Source organism: Gottfriedia sp. OAE603, from assembly GCF_040543965.1.
GTDB lineage: Bacteria > Bacillota > Bacilli > Bacillales > Bacillaceae_G > Gottfriedia > Gottfriedia solisilvae.
The window spans coordinates 3,296,297-3,315,999 of sequence record NZ_JBEUNN010000001.1 but is presented as its reverse complement, the minus strand read 5'-3'; the positions used below and the strand labels follow the sequence as shown (position 1 = coordinate 3,315,999).

Below are 19,703 nucleotides of genomic sequence, written 5' to 3'. Positions count from 1 at the left end.
TCCAATGGTTTTTGTTTACATTATTTTATTTTTTAAAATTTTCGATCTGATCCACCTCCACCTGAACTTCCACCGCCTCCACCTCTGGAACCAGAAGAATTTAACAAAGCTGGTAATAAATTCAAGATGAAATAGGTGAGTACACCATTAAAAAACAACATATCAACAACAATAACAACGATAACAAGGGCAATAATTAAGATGATCTTTACATTCTCCCAAAGAGAGCTCGTTTTCGAATGGCCGTTTTTTTCAGACCCGTTTAATATTACGTTATAAAGCGATTTATAAGTATTTGTTAAAGCAAGTGATTCTTCATCGTTTTTCAAATAAGGAACTGCATTTTGATCTAAAATATGACCTGAACGGATATCAGTTACAACACCTTCTAATCCATACCCAACTTCAATTCGTATTTCTCGATCGTCCTTTGCGTATAGCAAAAGGACACCATTATTCTTTTCTTTATTACCTAGTCTATATTTACGAAAAGCAGTATTAGCATACTCTTTTATATCATTTCCTTCTAAACTAGGAATTGTTAAAACTGCTAATTGCGCAGAAGTTGTATCTTCTAATTTTTTTCCTAATTGAATAAGAGTTTTTGTATCTTGACGATCTAGTACATTAGCATAATCCTGAACATATATGTCTCCAACTGGTGAAGGTACATTTATTTCAGCTTTTGCAATTGAACTAAATGAAAGTAGAAATCCAATTAGAACAATAGATGAGAAAAGTTTTCTCATTTATTACCATCGCCACTAAAATCAACTTCAGGTGTAGCTTTATCGGTATCAGTTACTTCGAAATATTCTTTTTTATCAAAACCAAAAGCTCCTGCTAATAAAACGCCAGGGAATTTTTTGATTTTTTTGTTATATACAGTAACTGCATCATTATAATCTTTACGTGCAATAGCTAAGCGGTTCTCTGTGCCTTCTAGGCTGTCCATTAATGCTCTAAAGTTTTCATTTGATTTTAATTCTGGATAGTTTTCAACTACTACTAATAGGCGGCTTAATGCACCAGATAATTCTTGATCCGCTTTGCTTTTATCAGCTGTCGATTGAGCCCCAGCTAGTTTAGCTCTTGCTTCAGTTACTGATGCAATCACATCTTTCTCTTGTTGTGCATATCCTTTTACTGTATTAACTAAATTTGGTATTAAATCTGATCGACGTTTTAACTGGTTATCAACTTGTGACATTTTATTTGTCACGTTTTCTTCTTGAGTGACAAATCCATTATAACTTCCAACCCCCATAAAGATAAGAACTACTACAATAATGAGAGCAATCCATACACCTTTATTTCTCAATTTTAAACACTCCATTTCTAAAATATGTATTATTGTAACGATATTAAATCATATTACATCAACAGTAGGTATTTTATTCAATGTATGAGTAATTTTTTAAATAAAATTAATTTAATTTTAATTCTCTATTTGACTTACTAGAATTATATGTGTTATAAATGTTTCATAACATTTTAATAGTGAGCGTTGAAAGGTTTAGTAGTGTGAATGGAATTGTCTCAGAGAGCTAATGGTTGGTGAGAATTAGCACAAACATTGACATGAATTACACCCTGGAGCATTCTTTTTCGACATTTGTTATACATAACAAACTAGGATTAGAACGGTTAACAGCCGTTAATTGTATGAGAGGTAGTCTGATTTATTTGGCTACAACTAGGGTGGTACCGCGATTTAAATTATTCGTCCCTACTGTTTAACAGTAGGGACTTTTTATTTTGGTTTGAAAAATGACGATTTAAGGATAGAGAGGATTGATTAAAGGTGACAACGATTTTACAAGATTTAGAATTTCGTGGATTAATTAATCAAATGACTGACGAAGAAGGATTACAAAAATTACTTAATGAAGAATCGGTTTCTTTATATTGTGGTTTTGACCCGACAGGCGATAGCTTACACATCGGTCATTTATTACCTGTTTTAATGCTTAAAAGATTCCAAGTTGCTGGTCATAAACCGATAGGTGTTGTTGGTGGAGCAACTGGTATGATTGGTGATCCAAGTGGTAAAAAAGCAGAACGTACATTAAATACAACAGAAACAGTTCAAATGTACAGTGAACGAATTCGTACACAACTTTTACCTTTCTTAAGCTTTGAAGGTGAAAATGCTGCTAAAGTTGTAAATAACTTTGATTGGACTGGCGATCTAGACGTTATTACATTCTTACGAGATATAGGGAAAAACTTTGGATTAAATTACATGCTTGCTAAAGATTCAGTAGCATCACGTTTAGATGCAGGTATTTCATTTACTGAATTTAGCTACATGATTTTACAATCATATGACTTCCTAAAATTATACCAAGACCATAATTGTAAACTTCAAATTGGTGGAAGTGATCAATGGGGTAATATTACTGCAGGTATGGAATTAATTCGAAAAACTGAAGAAGATTCAAAAGCATTTGGTTTAACTGTACCTTTAGTAACGAAAGCTGATGGTTCAAAATTCGGTAAAACAGAAGGTGGAGCTGTGTGGTTAGATCCAGAAAAAACGACTCCATATGAATTTTACCAATTCTGGATTAACACTGACGATCGAGATGTTGTTAAATACCTAAAATACTTTACTTTCTTATCGCAAGAAGAAATTTTAGAGTTAGAAAAACAATTTAATGAAGCACCGGAGCAACGTGTAGCTCAAAAAGCATTAGCTGCTGAAGTGACGAAATTAGTTCATGGTGAAAAAGCACTTGATCAAGCAATTAAAATTACGGAAGCATTATTTAGTGGGTCTGTAAAAGAATTAACAGCTGAAGAAATCAAACAAGGTTTTAAAGATGTTCCATCATTTGCATTTAATGAAGCAGAAATGGGATTAGTTGATTTATTAGTAGCTGCTAAAATTTCACCATCTAAACGACAAGCACGCGAAGATGTTCAAAACGGTGCAGTGTACGTAAATGGCGATCGTATACAAGATGTTGCAAAAGTTTTATCTAAGCTTGATGCAATTGAAGAGCAATTTATAATAATCCGTCGTGGTAAAAAGAAATACCACTTAATTACATTATCATAATGAATAAACAGTGAACGAAAAAGCAGTAGTATGATTGTCACTAGATACAGAGAGCGAGTGGTTGGTGTGAACTCGTCTAAACAATCAGCGAATTACATTTCGGGAGTTTTCTTTTCGTAGTTAGAGATTCTAATGAAGGGAAGAACGTAAGTCTACGTTACAGATATCGAGTGATAAAGAAAAAACTTTTAATTTGATTTAAAGTGAATTTTCTTTATAACTAGGGTGGTAACGCGATCGAGGTCGTCCCTATTATTATAGGGATAACCTCGATTTTTTATTTTTTAGGTTCTGTTAATATTAATTGTTGATTTTAACTAAAGATATTAAGAGTACTAAAAGAGAATAGCCGGTTCGAGAGTAATTGAAATGGAAGGTGCGAAGACTCCTATGGGAGATGTGGGAAACTTGAGACCCCGGAGGCCAAGCAAGGTAGGCATGCTAAAACCACGACGTCCTGTCGTAACGCATGCATGATCCACATCGTTGACCCGAGGCTCAAGTCGTCACGCCCCATGGAAAGCGAAGTACCTGGAATGGAAATCAACATTCGTTTTTTAACAGGACCATTTTTTAAAAAGGGGGTTAATTTATGGAAATGATTCTAACTAAAGATTACGGAATATTGGCAAAATTGAATGAGAGTGTACAGAATTTACATGCTGAACTCTTTCCAGAGCAATTTAAAATTCACAATATAAAGGAAGTAACTGAGTTTTTTTAAGAAGTAGTAAATAAGCCAAATCATCTATTTTTATTAATAAAAGATGAGGAGGATTTTGTCGGGTACGCATGGATTGAAATAAAAAATTCTCAAGAGACTCCATTTAAGAAAGCTTTCCGTACCTTGTATGTTCACCAAATAAATATAGTCGAAGGTAAACGAAATAGAGGATACGGATCTTTTATCATTCATAAAATAGCAGGTTTTGCTCGTGAGCATCAATTGAATAGAATTGAATTGGATTACTGGACGGATAACAGAATTGCAAAGAATTTTTATGAAAAATTAGGATTTAAAAAATTTAGAGAACATGTATTTATAGAAATTTAAACAGTACAATTAAAGAGGAGATACGCGTCATGAAAAACATTGAATTAATATCAATAATAGGATTATTCACATTAATTATGTCTAGTTGTCTAGTTATATTGAAAACAGAACCACACATTCCATTATTACTATGTGTAGTAAGTTTAGCTATTTTTGGAGTTGCGAAAGGGATTAAATGGGAACAAATTGAAAATGGTATGAAAAAAGGAATACAAAATGGTCTTTCACCTACATTAATTTTAATGATGATCGGACTATTAATTGGTTCTTGGATGTTAAGTGGAACAGTTCCAACCTTACTTTTTTACGGAATTTCAGTTCTTTCGGCTAAATGGTTTGCCATTAGTGCAATTTTTATAACGATTATCGTAGCTAGTTTTACCGGAAGTACATTTACTACGATAGGAACAGTAGGTGTAGCATTAATGGGGATTGCACATATAATGGGTGTCTCTCCAGCAATTGCAGCAGGTGCAATTATTTGTGGCGCATGTTTTGGAGATAAAATGTCACCAATTTCAGATACAACAAATTTCGTACCTAGTATATTAGGAATTAAAGTAAATGAACACATTCGTCATATGGCATTCACAACAATCCCAGCTTTAATCGTAACGATTATATTGTTTTTAATTATTGGGATGGGCCATGGACATTCTGATATGGCTCAAGTAAACGAAATGAAAAAAGCAATAGCTACAAGCTTTGAAATTAATCCACTTTTATTAATACCTTGTATCATTGTATTTATCATGTCATTTAAAGGATTTTCAACATTACCAACAATGTCTGCAGGTATTTTCAGTTCAATTATTTTAGCATTTATTATCCAAAAAGGAGTGTCATTAGAACAAGTATTTACGACACTTCAAAGCGGTTTTCAATTAGATACAGGGAATGAAATGCTAAACTCTATTGTAAATCGTGGTGGCTTACAGTCTATGATGTGGTCTGTTTCATTAATTTTTATTGCACTAGCTTTAGGTGGATTATTACAAGAACTTAGAGTGTTTGATACAGTCATTCAATCATTAACTAATTTAAAACGAAAAGGTAATATCGTTATTGCTAGTACTTTGTCAGCAATCGGTGTGAACTTGTTAACAGGAGAACAATATCTTTCAATTTTACTGCCAGGCCAATTATTAAAGGATGTATTCATTAAAAGAAATATACCGCTTAAAAACTTATCAAGAGCACTTGAAGACGGCGGAACATTATTCAACCCAATTGTTCCTTGGAGTGTAAGTGGTGCATTTTTTGCGGCGACATTAGGTGTTCCGGTATTAGAATATTTACCATTTGCTTTTATCCTATTTATTACACCATTATTTAGTATCATTGCAGCGATTATAGGGAAAAGTTTAGATGGTGAAAATGAAATGAAAGATTCAAGAAATATTGCATAAACAAGTTCTTTCTACGTAAACTAGTTTTTGTACTAACTGGTTAGATGGAGGGAAAGAAATGAGTCATGCAGCAGGTGGTTCAAAGAAAAATCGTCCGAGTGATGCAAATCATGTAGATGCAAAAACGAAAGCTCATCAAAAAAGACTTTCGAAAGATCAACATGATCCAATGGATGAAAAATATCCAAGATAAATAAATAATGAAGGCAAACAATTTTATGGGAAACATTTAATTGTTTGCTTTTTTTAATGAAAAGGTACTCAATTTTCGATACAATTAAAAATAAAATATGAAAGATTGAGGAAACCTTCAAATGGGCTTTATTAAAATGATGACTTACTTCGTTCTATTTGGAATTTTTGTGTATGTATTTTGTTTTTTATTTATTGGTGTTAATAGTTATTTGCAATATAAACATAAAGTGCCTAAAAATGCAGATTATATAATCGTCTTAGGGGCGGGGTTAAAGAAAAATAAACCAACATTAGCACTGAAGTACAGAATTGAAACCGCAGCTGAATATGCAAAAGAAAATCCGAAAACAAAAATTATCGTTTCAGGTGGACAAGGTAAGGATGAACTGATTTCAGAAGCAGAGTGTATGAAAATCGAATTAATCAAACTAGGGATTGAAGAAAATAGAATTATAAAAGAGGATTCTTCTACAAATACATATGAAAATATGAAGTTTTCTAAGAACTATATTAAAGATAATGAAAAAGGAATTATTGTTACAAATGACTATCATTTATTTAGATCAATCAAATTAGCTGAAAAACAGGGCTTACATATCGTTGGATTACCAGCAAAAACACCAACCGTTATTCTACCTACTGCATATATTAGAGAATGTTTATCTATTTTAAAAGCTCTATATTATGATCATATTTAATTGATTTAATAGATTTCATTAATTTATATTTTTTGTATATGAAATAAATATTGAAATAATAGGTTTATATGTGTCATTGTCCGTTTCTTTTTTTCTAATTTTACATTTTATATTATATGGACAAAGCTTGTCCAAATACTATAATAGGAGAGATAGAATTGGGTACTAAAATTTTATCTACTGGTGTATTAAGAAGACACTCTGACACATCATTTCTAACAGTTGAAGCAATGAATGCTGATCCAGATAGCTTTCGTTCTGTAACGGTTCAAATGTATGATTGGTCTTCAGGCTCACCGGTTATTTTACCAATGGTAGATCCTTCAACAATTTTAATTCCCCCAAGTCAATATCGCACTTTTAGATCATTAGCTCTGCCAGCAACTGTTTTTGCGTATGAAGTAAGAATTTTTCATCCGAAAGACAAGGATGTTGTAGTGAGTACTTTTGGATTAAGTGCTCTAGAGTTTGATCCTCAAACAGGTAATAATGCGGTTCAACATGATTTGGCAAGATTAAGCTTAAAGTAACAGTAGCATTGACTTCATTAAAAACACCTCTCTTTTTGGCTCTCGAATAATTCGAGGCCTTTTTTGTTTTATTTATCAAAGACATTGACTAATTAAAGTAAATCATTATGTCCGAAAAAGCTTAAAGATATGAAGGGTATTTTCATTCAAATGAGTAAGTTAACTGATCTTGGTATTCTGAGCCACCTTATTTTCCCTATACGGATATATTTAAAGAGATTAAGTTACGGAATTTTCTTCTGCTAACAAGCTGCTATAAAATTCCAATTTACATAGTTAAATAATCTTACTTGAAGGGATACCAGTATAAACTTTACACGACGCTAGTGAAAGAATTAGATATCTATTTATGAAGGTTTTGATTCTACCGCCAGTAGAATTTGCAAAATTATAAAAATACAACTATCAGTTGATAGGCTCATTTAGGGTGGTGTGCTAAGATAAATTTAACAGTGCGCACTGAACATTTTATTATTGGAGGAGTTTAAAATGCTCGATACAAGAAAGATTGGAGCTTTTATTTCAAAGCTTAGAAAAGAGAAGGACATGACGCAAATGGGACTTGCTGAGCTGTTGAATGTGAGCCACCAGGCAGTGTCAAAATGGGAACGTGGTGAATCGCTACCTGATATTTCAATCATGCCTGAATTAGCAAGATTCTTTTCTATTTCGATTGATGATTTAATGAACGCTGGTGAAATTAAAAAGATGAACTCGCAGGTTGGTAAAATAGTAGAGGAAATTGCAATGGAAAGGACAGAGCAAGTAGCTGTCCTGATCAATGAAGGGGAAGTAAATATTGATGAGCTTGCCGATGTTGCTCTTCTTATGAAAGCAAGTACTCTTGATAAGGTTTCGCAAAATTTGAAGCCGAATAGTTTTAGCTTGGACCAAATCAGCAGGCTGGCTCCATTCCTTGGGTCAGAAGCGTTAGCTGAACTTGTCAGCCATGCAACAGAAGAAACTGTCAATTGGGACGTTATTTCGGGCATTGCTCCATACCTCACTTCAGATCTTTTATCCGAAATAATAGAAAAATCCATCCTAAATGTTTCGCTGGAGGCGGAGCATCTAACCAGTATCGCTCCCTTTTTAAGTGAGGAAAGCCTCGACAAATTAGTGCAGCAACTGGAAGCAGGTACGGTCAGCTTGCAAATAATTCAAGTCATTGCACCATTTTTAAGCAGTAAATCGATGAATTATATAGTTGATTTAGTGAAGGATGAAAAACTGGACGCTGAACAGATTATTTCACTTGCCCCATTTATGGAAAGTGATCAGCTAGAAAAACTTGTCCAAAAAGCAGAAGAAGGTACATTGAATTGGCGAATTGTCGTGCGGATTGCACCTTTTTTAAACGATGAAATATTATCTCGTATTGTAAATCGGTTAGCAAGTGACAAATTGGATGTAAAAAGAGTTCTGGAACTTGCACCATTTTTAAGCCAAAATAATTTAAACCATTTATTGGAAAGTTTAGAATTAGTAAACCTTGATCCTGATACTCTTGCAAACCTTGCACCATTTGTTGGAAAAGAAGCACTGAGCAAATTGGTTACAGCCCTTATTGCCCAGGTGAAATAGTTTTGGTTTGATTCCTTTTAAAATAATGAATTTGTTATTGGACTAATGCATGCGTTAGTTCGATAACGTTTGACTGCTTCGGCAGTCTTTTTTTGCAAACTAGTAGAATAGTATATTGAATTTAAAATAAAGAAATTCTTTAACTACCAAACACTATGGGTAACTGTGGTTTATGATGGATTTTCATTATATCTACGACGTTTAGATATCTAGTAGGAACATCATTACATAAAAAGTACAATCTCGCGTAGGATGTGGAAGTTTTCTGTTATACTGTTCATAGAAACTTATTTCTGAAAATTAAAATATTTAGGAGTTGATGATCGTGACCGTGAATGGATTAACCGAACAAACGATTTTTCAACAAAATGGGAATACGTTTCAAGCAGAAGGTCGGGATATCCGGATTCTTGCAAGATACGAAGAACCCCTCGTTGTACTGCTTGGCAACGTACTTAGTGATGATGAATGTGATGAATTGATTCGATTGGCTAAAGACCGCATGAAACGTTCAAAAATTGGGTCAACTCGAGAAGTAGACGCGATCAGAACAAGCAGTGGGATGTTTTTTGCAAACAATGAAAATGACCTCATTGTGACCATCGAAAAGAGGATTACAAAAATTATGAACGTGCCTGTTGAACATGGGGATGGCCTTCAAATTCTACAATACTTACCTGGTCAAGAATACAAAGCGCACACTGATTACTTTTTACCAACTAGTCAAGCTGCGAAGAATAACCGAATTAGTACAATTGTAATCTATTTAAATAATGTGGAACAAGGTGGGGAGACAGTTTTTCCTCAGCTGAAGCTATCGGTGACACCGCAAAAAGGAACAGCAGTCTATTTCGAATATTTCTATGAAGATGACAACATAAATAAATTAACCTTGCATGCTGGTGCACCAGTTATCACAGGGGAAAAATGGGTCGCTACACAGTGGATGAGAAGGCAAAAAACAAAGTAATGGGTCTAAAGATTTTAATTCGGAAAAATAGAAAACCTATTAAACGCCTATCCACTTTTTTTTATTAAAGGTCCCCCAATTCCTCTCTGAAATACGTGGGAGAAAATACACTATTCTACATAGCATAGGTAAAAAAAAAATCCCTAGAAGTGTTGATATCAACATTTCTAGGGATTTTGTATCACTTCTTAAGAAGCGATATTATTAACGGTTGTAGAATTCAACGATAAGAGCTTCGTTGATTTCAGCAGGTAATTCAGAACGCTCTGGTAAGCGGTTGAAAGTACCTTCTAATTTGTCAGCGTTGAAAGTGATGTACTCAGGTACAAAGTTGTTAACTTCAACAGCTTCTTTAACTACAGCTAAGTTTTGTGATTTTTCACGTAAGCCGATAGTTTGGCCAATTTTCACGCGGAAAGATGGGATGTCTACACGTTTACCATCAACTAAGATGTGACCGTGGTTAACTAATTGACGAGCAGCACGACGAGTACGAGCAAGACCCATACGGTAAACTACGTTGTCTAAACGAGTTTCTAATAAGATCATGAAGTTTTCACCGTGTTTACCAGTTAATTTACCAGCGATGTCGAATGTACGACGGAATTGACGCTCATTAACTCCGAACATGTGACGAAGTTTTTGCTTCTCTTGTAATTGTAAACCGTATTCTGATAATTTTTTACGTTGGTTTGGTCCGTGTTGACCTGGTGCGTAAGGACGTTTTTCTAATTCCTTACCTGTTCCGCTTAATGAAATGCCTAAACGGCGAGATAATTTCCAAGTAGATCCTGTATAACGAGACATTGATGTCTCCTCCTTCAAGTTTTTATTTTGGAGTAAAATAAAAACGTTCGTGTAGCCCCAGTTTGTTTATTTTGCTTTCATGTATCCTCGCCCCAGCAGCCGGAGTTACGCGATGACACCTCTGTTAAGAGGAACAAAATAAATTTCAAGCCTGTGCTTACAACGCTGCGTTATTTTACACAAAGAATATTATATCTAGAATATGTTGATTAGTCAAGAATGCATTTATGATTAAAACAGAAATTATAATAGGAAAAAATTGAAAAATTGTATAGAAACTTTAGTTAAATAATGAAATATCTTTGTCGGAATTATAAGAAAATGTCCAATTTTGTATAAAAATAGTTGTAGGAAAAACTTACTAATTGTTTTATAATGGGAATTGTAAAAATAGTTATATTAGTACATTTCTTAAATTGTAAGTAGGTGATTTTGTATGAATCTCGATGAAAAAAGTAAAATATTGTATTTGAAATCGGAATTTTTTGATTTGATGGTAAATCATGATAATTTTCAGCAACATTCAAAAGTATATAAGAAATATTCTAAATTAGTTTGTGATGTTTTAGGGTCAAGAGCTGTTACATTATACGGTAAAAATGGTAATGGAGAATCGCTTGAGTCTTTAACTTATAATAGATTTTCTGATGAAGAAGAACAATACGAAGTAACCTCGAATGTATCGATTGAAAAATTAAATATTGAATTCGACAGAGAGAGCAAATACAGAATAGTACACAATTTACATAATACTTTTTTGTATTTATGGTATTACGAAGAAAGTGATATCCACATTGTTGAATTTGATTTTACGGGCGCAGTGGACAAGCTAGAGCTATACAGTGAAAGCTTTTTTATAAACATTCACAAAGAAACTTTTGAGTTACGAGATCTATTGGTTAAAGTAGCGAGAACGGTTGAACAAGGTAAACAGTATTTACAGTTATCAAAAATTACTTCGAAACTACATTCATCATTTAATATCGAAAATGTTTTTTACGAAATTATCTCTTCATTAAAAACAGTCTACCCAAATTATGAATATCTACTTTTACTTACAAATCAAAGTGTAGAACCGTCACATATTGAAGTAAAACAGTTTTCACCAATGGATAAAGATGCAAATCCATATGCTATTCAGGCATATAGTGAAAATGTTAATACGTATGAAACGAATAGTGACTCTATTTATATGTATGCTCCAGTACATGGACAACAAGGTGTTTATGGTGTGCTTCAAATATGTAATAAGAACATAAATCGATTTTCAGTCTCTGAACAAGAGTTCTTTACATTATTAGCTTCTAAAGCAGGAATTGCTTTAGAAAATGCGAAGCTTTATCAACAGGTAGAAGATAGTGCAAAACGAATTCAGTTTGTAAATGAAGTTGGCCAAAATTTAAATCAGAACCTTCATAGTTTAGAGCTTGTAAACTATTTAGTATATAAGTTTCAAAATCGATTTGAATGTGAAGAATTTGCGATTGTGATTCTTCAAGAACATAATCAATTCAAAGTGTTAGATGGTAGTACAAGCTATTTTAACTCGGAAATCGCTAATTCGCTGATTGGACAAATTGTTGAAGATATAAAATTACATGATGGAACTTTATTAAAGGTAAATGCAACACAGGAAGAATGTTATGAACAATACCCTTTTAATTCTATTGTAGCTGTTAAAATTGAAACGACAGGATTAAAAGGTGTAGCAATCATGCTTCACCGAAATCCATTTAAATTTAAGTATGATGATCGCACGTTGGTCCAAAATGTTATGGAGCCAACAAAATTAGCGCTTCGAAATACTATGCTACAAGAGAAATTGGAACAATTGGTTGCTACAGATCACTTAACTGATTTATTTTCTAGAGCGTATTTAGAAGAGCAAATTTGCAAGAGTATGCAAGAAGATTCTCAAGGTACATTAATACTATTGGATATTGATGATTTTAAGAAAATTAATGATACTTATGGCCATCAAATAGGCGATAATGTCTTAGTTCAAGTAGCTAATATTATTAAAGACGTAGTACGTTCTACTGATATCGCTGCAAGATGGGGTGGAGAAGAATTAGCTGCATACTTACCAAAAATCGGTATTGATACTGGAAAGAAAGTGGCTTCTAGAATTATTGAAGAAGTTGAAAAGATTTCTAGTCCGAGAGTAACGACTTCATGTGGTGTATCTGCATGGGGGAATGGAACTTATAATACTTCATCAATCGATAAATTATTTAAGAGTGCAGACGATGCTTTATACATCGCAAAAAATACAGGTAAAAATAAAGTTACAATTGCAAATTAAAAGGAATCCAAAGATAGAACATGTCTATTTTTGGATTCCTTTTTTATTACTTAATGTTTCCTTCGATAATTTGAACAATTTCTTGTAAATATTGTTGATCAGTCTCATCGAAACGATTAAATTCGGGGCTATCGATATCTAATACTCCAATTACCTCACCATTATGGTAAAGAGGAATAACAATTTCTGAGTTAGATGCTGCATCACATGCGATATGTCCTGGAAAATCATGAACATTATCAATGCGTTGAACAGTTTTTGTTTGAGCTGATGTTCCACAAACGCCTTTTCCGAATGGAATGCGGACGCAAGCAGGAAGTCCCACAAATGGTCCTAATACTAATTCATCTCGATCGCCATCTTTTAAATAAAAGCCAACCCAATTTATATCATGTAAGAATTGATTTAAAAGTGCAGCTGTATTAGCTAAATTTGCAATTAAATTAAATTCATCATGCGTTAAAGCCTTAACTTGTGATGTAAGTGTCTTATATTGTTGTTCTTTCGTACCTGAATATTCGACTTTTTGAAACATAAGTTGACCCCTTTCCCTATATCATTTGGAATATCATAGCATATTTCAAGAGATTACTGGTAATTTTGTCGACTATTTCATAAAGGATTTTAGTAGGTTTTCGCCAATGTTTTAAAAAAGGAAATTGTGTAGAAGTAGAGGTGACATGTATGGAGCAAGAAAAACTTGCAACTAAGAATAAAGTCATCGAGACGGCCCTTTCATTATTTAAAACCAATGGGTATCAAGGTACATCAGTGAGAGATATATCTAAAAAAGCCAATGTTAATATCGCAACAATTTCTTACTATTTTAAAGGGAAACAAGGATTATTAGAGCACATTATTGTAGATTTTTTAGAAGGATACGTAGAGATTTTAAATAAATATAGTCTAGTTTTTGAATCTGAAAAAGCAGATTCTGTATTAATTGACCTAGTAGAAGAAGTTTTGAATTATAATTTTCATAAAAAAGAATATGCATCAATTTTTTATAGGGAATTAACATTGGATTCCGTATTTATCAGAGAAATTATGATGACATATTTGGCAAGAGAACGATATACGTTTATTCAGATATATGATGCACTAAGATTAAATAATACAAACATCACTGTGCCTTTTTCAGTGTTCTTTGTTCAATTAAAATCTTTTCTATCAACACCATACTTATTTCCTAGTTATATGAATGAAGTACTATATATTCAACAGAATGATACTTATTTTTTTGACAGATATAAGGAATATGTGGAAAAGTGGATTTCCTCCCTTTTAGGATTGGGTACACATGATTTGACTGAATTAAAAATGTACTCTTAAATGATTCGCCTTTTTAATGTGATTAATCACAAGGAAAGGCGATTTTCCTTGTTTAAAAATAATGTTTTTAGACAAGTTATTACAATATTTATTATAGTTTGATAAATATTTAAAAAAATTGAAAAAATAAGGTCAAAAATCAACTGTATCATGTTATGATAAACTATAAAGTCTAAGATGAAACGACTTAAACCATCAAAAAATGTCACGGAACGATAAATAGATTAGAAGGCAAGCAGAGGAGGTACACCTAGGAAATGACAATCCCAGTAATTTTAATTGTAATTTCTATTGTTATTGCTTTAATGATAATAGCCCTAACAATGCGCAACCGTTTATACAAAAGACTTGATGAGCTTGAGGCTTGGAGAATGCAGCTGATGAGTAAGCCAGTTACTGATGAGTTGTCAAAACTTAAGGGCTTAAATATGACCGGCCAAACAGAGGAGCTCTTTGAAAAGTGGAGAACTGATTGGGATGAATTAGTCACAACTGTGTTACCAAAAGTAACAGATTCAGTTTATGATATCGACGAAGCAATCAATAAGTATCATTTCATGAATGCAAAAAATACAATTGCTGAATTGGAAAATGTACTAAAAGAAGCAGAAAGAAATATTGATACGATTTTAAGTGAAGTAAGTGAGTTAATAGGTAGTGAAGAACAAAATAATTTGGATATCGAACAATTAAACCAAGAATATCTAGAACAAAGAAAACTATTACTTACTCATCGTCACTTATATTCTATTGCAGAGACTCAGTTAGAGAAAAAGCTTGATGAAATTAAAAAAGAAATTCAATTGTTTAATGAAACAACAGAACAAGGCAATTATTTAGAAGCTAGAGAGTTAGTAAAAACGATTGTCGACAAAGTAAATACAATTAAAGCTCAAATGCAAATTATACCTGATTTGTATATTGAATCCACAACGACAATGCCATCACAAATACATAATTTACTTGAAGGCATAAAACAAATGAAAACTGATGGTTATTCACTTGATTATGAAGCGATTGAAAGTGAAGCGGCTGACTGCACAAAAATATGTAATGATTGTATTGAATTAATTAAGCAATTAAATATCACGGAAGCAAATGAAAAGCTTGAATCTGTAAAAGATAAGATTGATTCAATATATGATTTGTTAGAGCAAGAAGTGGAAAGTAAATATATTGTTGAGAAAGAAATTTGGTCAGCTCAAGAAGAAATCCATCGAATTCGTGAAGCGAATTTAAATACAAAAGAAGAGACTCAATTAGTTCAACAAATTTATGAGTTAAACGAAGAGGATACGCAAGCTCAAAAGCTTGTAGAAAAACAAGTAAGTATCATTACAAAGCGTTTTGAATTATTACAAATTCGAGTGGCAGAGCAAGATCTTGCATTTTCAGTCATTCGTGGGGAACTTGATTTATTGAAACAGCAAATGTTGGATGTAAAAGAATCACATGCAATGTATGTTGAAATGTTAAAGGCCCTTCGTAAAGATGAACTTCAAGCAAGAGATCAATTGATTGATATGAAGCGATTAATGTTAGAGGTCAAACGTCTTGTTCAAATTTCTAACTTACCAGGAATGCCTGTCTCATCATTAGAACAAATTCAAAAGGCTCAAGAAAGTATGCAAATTGTCTACCTAGAATTAGAAAAAAAGCCATTAAAAATGGGCAAGGTTTCTATTTTATTAGAAAAAGCATCTACTGCTGTTAATGATTGTTATAATGATACAAAGTTTATGATTGAACAAGGATATTTTGTTGAAAAAGTGATACAATATGGTAATCGCTATAGAAGTAAAAATGTACAAATTGCATCCGCAATGGACAAATCTGAACAACTTTTCAGGGAATTCCAATACAACGAAGCTCTTGAAGAAGCAGCTGCTTCTATTGAAAGTGTTGAACCAGGTGCAATTAATAAATTACAAGAAATACTAAGTGAACAAAAGTACACACTACCCCTATAGATTAATTCTTAGGGGTTTCAGTCTGTTTTCGGCTATAATAAGGACTTAAGTGAGCAGCATGGAGGAACTGTGATGATTTATTTTGATAATAGTGCGACAACAAAACCATATAAAGAGGTATTAGAAACATACATGACTGTCTCAGAACAGTTTTTTGGAAATCCATCCTCTATTCATAAATTAGGTGGTAAGTCAGAGCAATTACTATCTAAGGCAAGATTACAAGTTGCTGATCTTCTTTCGGTTCAACCGTCTGAAATTATCTTTACATCGGGTGGAACAGAAGGAAATAATTTAGCTATAAAAGGAACTGCGATGATGCATCGTTCTAGAGGGAAACATTTAATTACAACAGAAATTGAGCACCCTTCGATTTATGAAGCGTATAAGCAACTAGAGGAAATCGGTTTTGAAGTAACGTATTTGTCTCCTGATGCAGATGGATTTATTTCAGTTGAAAAAGTAGCAGCTGCTTTGAGAGAGGATACCATTTTAGTTTCAATTATTCATGTAAATAATGAAACTGGAGCCATTCAACCGATTCGTGAAATTGGACAATTCTTAAAGAAGTACCCCAAAATTTTCTTTCATGTAGATGCAGTGCAAGGAATTGGAAAGGTGCCTTTACATATAAAGCAATCTTCAATTGACTTACTTTCTGTTTCAGGTCATAAATTTCATAGTGTAAAAGGAACAGGATTTTTATATGTTCGTGAAGGTGTCACATTATCTTCCATGATGACTGGTGGTTCTCAAGAAAGAGAAATTCGATCTGGTACTGAGAATCTAGCAGGTATCGTTGCAATGGCAAAAGCATTAAGAATTACCCTTGAGAAGCAAAAATCGAAGAGTGATGATTTATTAAAATTAAGAAATGAATTATTATATCATTTGGAGAAGATTGATGGTGCTGTTATTAACTCTCCATCTTCAAATTTTGCACCTCATATATTAAATATTTCTTTTGTAGGGTTAAAGCCTGAAGTAATTGTACATGCTCTATCTGAAGAAAATATTTATATTTCGACTAAATCTGCTTGCTCGTCTAAGAATTATGAAATTAGTCGAGTTCTACAAAGCATGGGGAAAAGCGAACAGGTTGCTGGAAGTGCAATTAGAATAAGTCTTTCCTATGAGAACACAATCGATGAAGTTAAGAAGTTTAATGAAGTCATTAGTGAAGTAATTAAAAATTTATATAAAGTAACGAGGTAACAAAATGAATGTAGAATATATATTAATCCGTTATGGTGAAATGACAACAAAAGGAAAAAATAGAGGTCGTTTTACAAGTATTTTAAGAGAAAATGTCCGAAATAGGTTAAAAAGTTTTGAAAACATTAAAATTACGGCTACTCGAGATCGTATGTATATTAAATTAAATGGTGAAGACCATGAAAAAGTTGCTTCTAGCTTGAAACAAGTTTTTGGTATTCACACGTTTAGTTATGCTCGAAAAGTCGATACAGAACTGGAAGCAATAAAAAAAGGTGCATTACAAGCAATTGAGGAACTAGGCGATACTGTAAAAACATTTAAAGTGAATTGCTCAACGAAGCTATAAACAATTCCCATTAAACACACCACAATTAAATCGTGAACTAGGCGGCTATATTTTGCAAAATACAGAACACCTGACAGTAGACGTTCATAATCCAGATGTTGCTGTAAGAGTGGAAGTACGTGATGATGCAACTTATATTACTTGTGGTGAAGAATATGGAGCAGGTGGCTATCCAGTAGGTGTTGGCGGAAAAGTAATGCTTCTTTTATCTGGTGGAATTGATAGTCCAGTTGCAGCTTATATGCTTTTAAAGAGAGGCGTTTCAATTGAAGCAATTCATTTTGAAAGTCCACCATTTACAAGTGATCGTGCTAAACAAAAAGTTATAGATCTTGCTAGTACGTTAACAAGATATTGTAAGAGAGTAACGCTTCATGTTATACCTTTTACAGAAGTTCAAAAAGCAATTCACAAAGAAATGCCTGCTAGCTATACAATGACAATTATGAGACGTATCATGTTACAAATTGCAGAAAAAGTTTCAGTAGAACGAAAAGCACTTGCTTTAGCGACTGGTGAGAGCCTAGGACAAGTTGCGAGCCAAACGTTAGATAGTATGCATACAATTAATGAGGTAACAAACTATCCTGTTTTACGCCCATTACTTGCAATGGATAAATTAGAAATCATGGATATTGCAAAAAAGATTGATACGTATGATATTAGTATTAGACCGTATGAGGATTGCTGTACGATCTTTACACCTGCTAATCCTACAACAAAGCCAAAGCGTGATAAAGTGGCGCGTTTTGAAAGTCGCTTTGACTTTACAGATTTAATAAACGAGGCAGTGTCTTCGAAAGAAACACTCATTTTTGAAAATGAAATGATTCGAAAACAGTTTAATTCTGCAGAAGAACAAGACGATATTAACGCTCTATTATAAAATACTAAAAATTACCAAATAAATTATGTATGAAGATATGTGTTTTATCACACTCTATACTCACAAGGAGGTGACAACACATGTCAAATAGAAATAATTCAAGTAGCAATCAATTAGTTGTAGAGGGTGCACAAGCTGCATTAGATCAAATGAAGTATGAAATTGCTTCTGAGTTTGGTGTACAACTTGGCCCTGATGCAACTTCTCGTGCGAATGGTTCTGTTGGTGGTGAAATCACAAAGCGTTTAGTACAAATGGCTGAACAAAGCCTTGGTGGATTTTCTCGATAATACTTTTTAAATATCTATGGATTAAGGGGTAGGGTCAAACCTACCTCTTTTCTATTTGTTCGATGTCAAAGGACGAGGAGGTTATGGGAGAAACGGGTTTTTGATTGTGAAGTTTGCTATAATAATGGTTAATGAAAATTAAAGGAGCAAATTGATCATGTCAGTATTAGAAAATGAATTAATTAAAATTACCTCTAAACCTGAAGGTGCAGAATTGACGAGTATTGAATCAAAAAAAGATGAAATTCAATTTCTGTGGAATGCGAATCCTTCATTCTGGGGGAGACATGCTCCAGTCCTATTTCCAAATGTGGGTAAATTGATTAACAACCAATATAAGATTAATGGTAAAACATATGAATTAACTCAACATGGCTTTGCACGTGATATGGTATTTAACGTGATAAAAGAAGAGCAAGATGAGATTACTTATGAGTTAATTAGTAATAGTGAGAGCTTATTAAAATATCCTTTTAAATTTTCTTTAAAAATAAGATATCGAATTGAAGGTTCATCGATATATGTTACATATGAAGTGACAAATAACGATGTAGTTTCAATGCCATTTTCAATCGGTGCCCATCCAGCATTTAATGTACCTTTGTTGGAAAATGAATCTTTTGAAGACTATTACATTCAATTTGAAGAAAATGAAAAGATTGAAACAATTAAATTAGAAGGGTCTTATCGTAATGGAAAGAGAGAATTGATTGCAGATAAGACGAATGTTCTTCCATTAACTCGAGAGCTTTTTAAAGATGATGCATTAATTCTTGAAAAATTAAACAAGAATTCAATTTCTATTCATTCAAAAAATCATTCAAGTTATGTAAAGGTAGACTTTGAGGGCTTTCCGTACGTAGGAATATGGACAACGAAAACTGCTCCTTTTGTATGTATTGAACCTTGGTATGGTATTGCAGATGAGGCTGGCCCTGTGAAAGAAATGAAAAATCGTTTAGGTGTAAATAGTATTGAACCAAATGAAAGCTTCACATGTACATATAGTATTACGATTGGTATGAAGTGAATTGAGTAAAATTAA

The 19,703-nt window shown here is 33.1% G+C and carries 18 protein-coding genes, 2 pseudogenes and 2 other annotated features; of the genes and pseudogenes, 16 read left to right on the top strand and 4 right to left on the bottom strand.

The window, feature by feature from the left end:
* Window positions 1–32: 32 nt before the first annotated feature.
* Window positions 33–749, bottom strand: coding sequence for a TPM domain-containing protein (locus ABID96_RS16910; RefSeq protein ID WP_192603017.1), 717 nt, complete (start codon window positions 747–749; stop codon window positions 33–35).
* A complete protein-coding gene (locus ABID96_RS16905; protein ID WP_192603016.1) occupies window positions 746–1,321 on the bottom strand; it encodes a LemA family protein in 576 nt (191 codons plus the stop codon). Before ABID96_RS16905 ends, ABID96_RS16910 begins: the two co-directional genes overlap by 4 nt.
* A 177-nt stretch (window positions 1,322–1,498) precedes the next feature.
* Window positions 1,499–1,734: a binding site (T-box leader), on the top strand.
* A gap of 79 nt (window positions 1,735–1,813) precedes the next feature.
* Here ABID96_RS16905 and tyrS point away from each other — a divergent pair.
* The 9 genes and pseudogenes from tyrS to ABID96_RS16860 all read left to right on the top strand — a co-directional run bounded on the left by tyrS (window position 1,814) and on the right by ABID96_RS16860 (window position 9,504).
* Window positions 1,814–3,064, top strand: a complete 1,251-nt coding sequence (gene tyrS, locus ABID96_RS16900) for a tyrosine--tRNA ligase (RefSeq protein ID WP_192603181.1) — start codon at window positions 1,814–1,816, stop codon at window positions 3,062–3,064.
* A 1-nt stretch (window position 3,065) separates the two neighbouring features.
* Window positions 3,066–3,318: a binding site (T-box leader), on the top strand.
* Between the two features lie 338 nt (window positions 3,319–3,656).
* Window positions 3,657–3,788 carry a hypothetical protein gene (locus ABID96_RS16895; protein ID WP_377896958.1) on the top strand — a complete coding sequence of 44 codons (132 nt, stop codon included), beginning with the start codon at window positions 3,657–3,659 and terminating at the stop codon, window positions 3,786–3,788.
* 21 nt (window positions 3,789–3,809) lie between these two features.
* Window positions 3,810–4,118, top strand: a pseudogene (locus ABID96_RS16890) (GNAT family N-acetyltransferase); the annotation flags it as partial.
* A 29-nt stretch (window positions 4,119–4,147) separates the two neighbouring features.
* Window positions 4,148–5,527: a Na+/H+ antiporter NhaC gene (gene nhaC, locus ABID96_RS16885; protein ID WP_192603015.1), complete on the top strand. Its 1,380-nt coding sequence runs from the start codon at window positions 4,148–4,150 to the stop codon at window positions 5,525–5,527.
* A 58-nt stretch (window positions 5,528–5,585) separates the two neighbouring features.
* Window positions 5,586–5,720: a hypothetical protein gene (locus ABID96_RS16880; RefSeq protein ID WP_088002766.1), complete on the top strand. Its 135-nt coding sequence runs from the start codon at window positions 5,586–5,588 to the stop codon at window positions 5,718–5,720.
* Window positions 5,721–5,841: 121 nt separating this feature from the next.
* Window positions 5,842–6,420 carry a YdcF family protein gene (locus tag ABID96_RS16875; RefSeq protein ID WP_377896957.1) on the top strand — a complete coding sequence of 193 codons (579 nt, stop codon included), beginning with the start codon at window positions 5,842–5,844 and terminating at the stop codon, window positions 6,418–6,420.
* A 158-nt stretch (window positions 6,421–6,578) separates the two neighbouring features.
* On the top strand, window positions 6,579–6,950 hold the full coding sequence (locus tag ABID96_RS16870; protein WP_377896956.1) for a hypothetical protein: 372 nt from the start codon (window positions 6,579–6,581) through the stop codon (window positions 6,948–6,950).
* Between the two features lie 489 nt (window positions 6,951–7,439).
* The gene (locus ABID96_RS16865; protein ID WP_192603013.1) at window positions 7,440–8,534 is read left to right on the top strand and encodes a helix-turn-helix transcriptional regulator; all 1,095 of its coding nucleotides are present in this window, start codon (window positions 7,440–7,442) and stop codon (window positions 8,532–8,534) included.
* A 319-nt stretch (window positions 8,535–8,853) separates the two neighbouring features.
* Window positions 8,854–9,504, top strand: a complete 651-nt coding sequence (locus ABID96_RS16860; RefSeq protein ID WP_192603012.1) for a 2OG-Fe(II) oxygenase — start codon at window positions 8,854–8,856, stop codon at window positions 9,502–9,504.
* A 204-nt stretch (window positions 9,505–9,708) separates the two neighbouring features.
* Here ABID96_RS16860 and rpsD read toward each other — a convergent pair whose 3' ends face one another.
* Window positions 9,709–10,311, bottom strand: coding sequence for a 30S ribosomal protein S4 (rpsD, locus tag ABID96_RS16855; RefSeq protein ID WP_192603011.1), 603 nt, complete (start codon window positions 10,309–10,311; stop codon window positions 9,709–9,711).
* A 436-nt stretch (window positions 10,312–10,747) separates the two neighbouring features.
* Here rpsD and ABID96_RS16850 point away from each other — a divergent pair, with 436 nt between their 5' ends.
* Window positions 10,748–12,616, top strand: a complete 1,869-nt coding sequence (locus tag ABID96_RS16850; RefSeq protein ID WP_192603010.1) for a sensor domain-containing diguanylate cyclase — start codon at window positions 10,748–10,750, stop codon at window positions 12,614–12,616.
* 46 nt (window positions 12,617–12,662) lie between these two features.
* On the opposite strand, the gene ABID96_RS16845 is transcribed toward ABID96_RS16850, so the two are convergent.
* Window positions 12,663–13,151, bottom strand: a complete 489-nt coding sequence (locus ABID96_RS16845; protein ID WP_192603009.1) for a GAF domain-containing protein — start codon at window positions 13,149–13,151, stop codon at window positions 12,663–12,665.
* A 149-nt stretch (window positions 13,152–13,300) separates the two neighbouring features.
* On the opposite strand from ABID96_RS16845, the gene refZ reads away from it, so the two are divergent.
* The 6 genes and pseudogenes from refZ (at window position 13,301) to ABID96_RS16815 (ending at window position 19,688) form a co-directional block, all read left to right on the top strand.
* Window positions 13,301–13,948, top strand: a complete 648-nt coding sequence (gene refZ / locus ABID96_RS16840; protein WP_192603008.1) for a forespore capture DNA-binding protein RefZ — start codon at window positions 13,301–13,303, stop codon at window positions 13,946–13,948.
* A gap of 257 nt (window positions 13,949–14,205) precedes the next feature.
* Window positions 14,206–15,918 carry a septation ring formation regulator EzrA gene (ezrA, locus tag ABID96_RS16835; protein WP_192603007.1) on the top strand — a complete coding sequence of 571 codons (1,713 nt, stop codon included), beginning with the start codon at window positions 14,206–14,208 and terminating at the stop codon, window positions 15,916–15,918.
* 72 nt (window positions 15,919–15,990) lie between these two features.
* On the top strand, window positions 15,991–17,133 hold the full coding sequence (locus ABID96_RS16830; RefSeq protein ID WP_192603006.1) for a cysteine desulfurase family protein: 1,143 nt from the start codon (window positions 15,991–15,993) through the stop codon (window positions 17,131–17,133).
* A 4-nt stretch (window positions 17,134–17,137) separates the two neighbouring features.
* A pseudogene (gene thiI, locus ABID96_RS16825) lies at window positions 17,138–18,368 on the top strand (tRNA uracil 4-sulfurtransferase ThiI).
* A gap of 80 nt (window positions 18,369–18,448) precedes the next feature.
* The gene (locus ABID96_RS16820) at window positions 18,449–18,658 is read left to right on the top strand and encodes an alpha/beta-type small acid-soluble spore protein (RefSeq protein WP_192603004.1); all 210 of its coding nucleotides are present in this window, start codon (window positions 18,449–18,451) and stop codon (window positions 18,656–18,658) included.
* Window positions 18,659–18,812: 154 nt separating this feature from the next.
* Window positions 18,813–19,688 (top strand): aldose 1-epimerase family protein, encoded by an 876-nt coding sequence (locus tag ABID96_RS16815; RefSeq protein ID WP_192603178.1) that lies wholly within the window; start codon window positions 18,813–18,815, stop codon window positions 19,686–19,688.
* The last annotated feature ends 15 nt before the right edge of the window (window positions 19,689–19,703 follow it).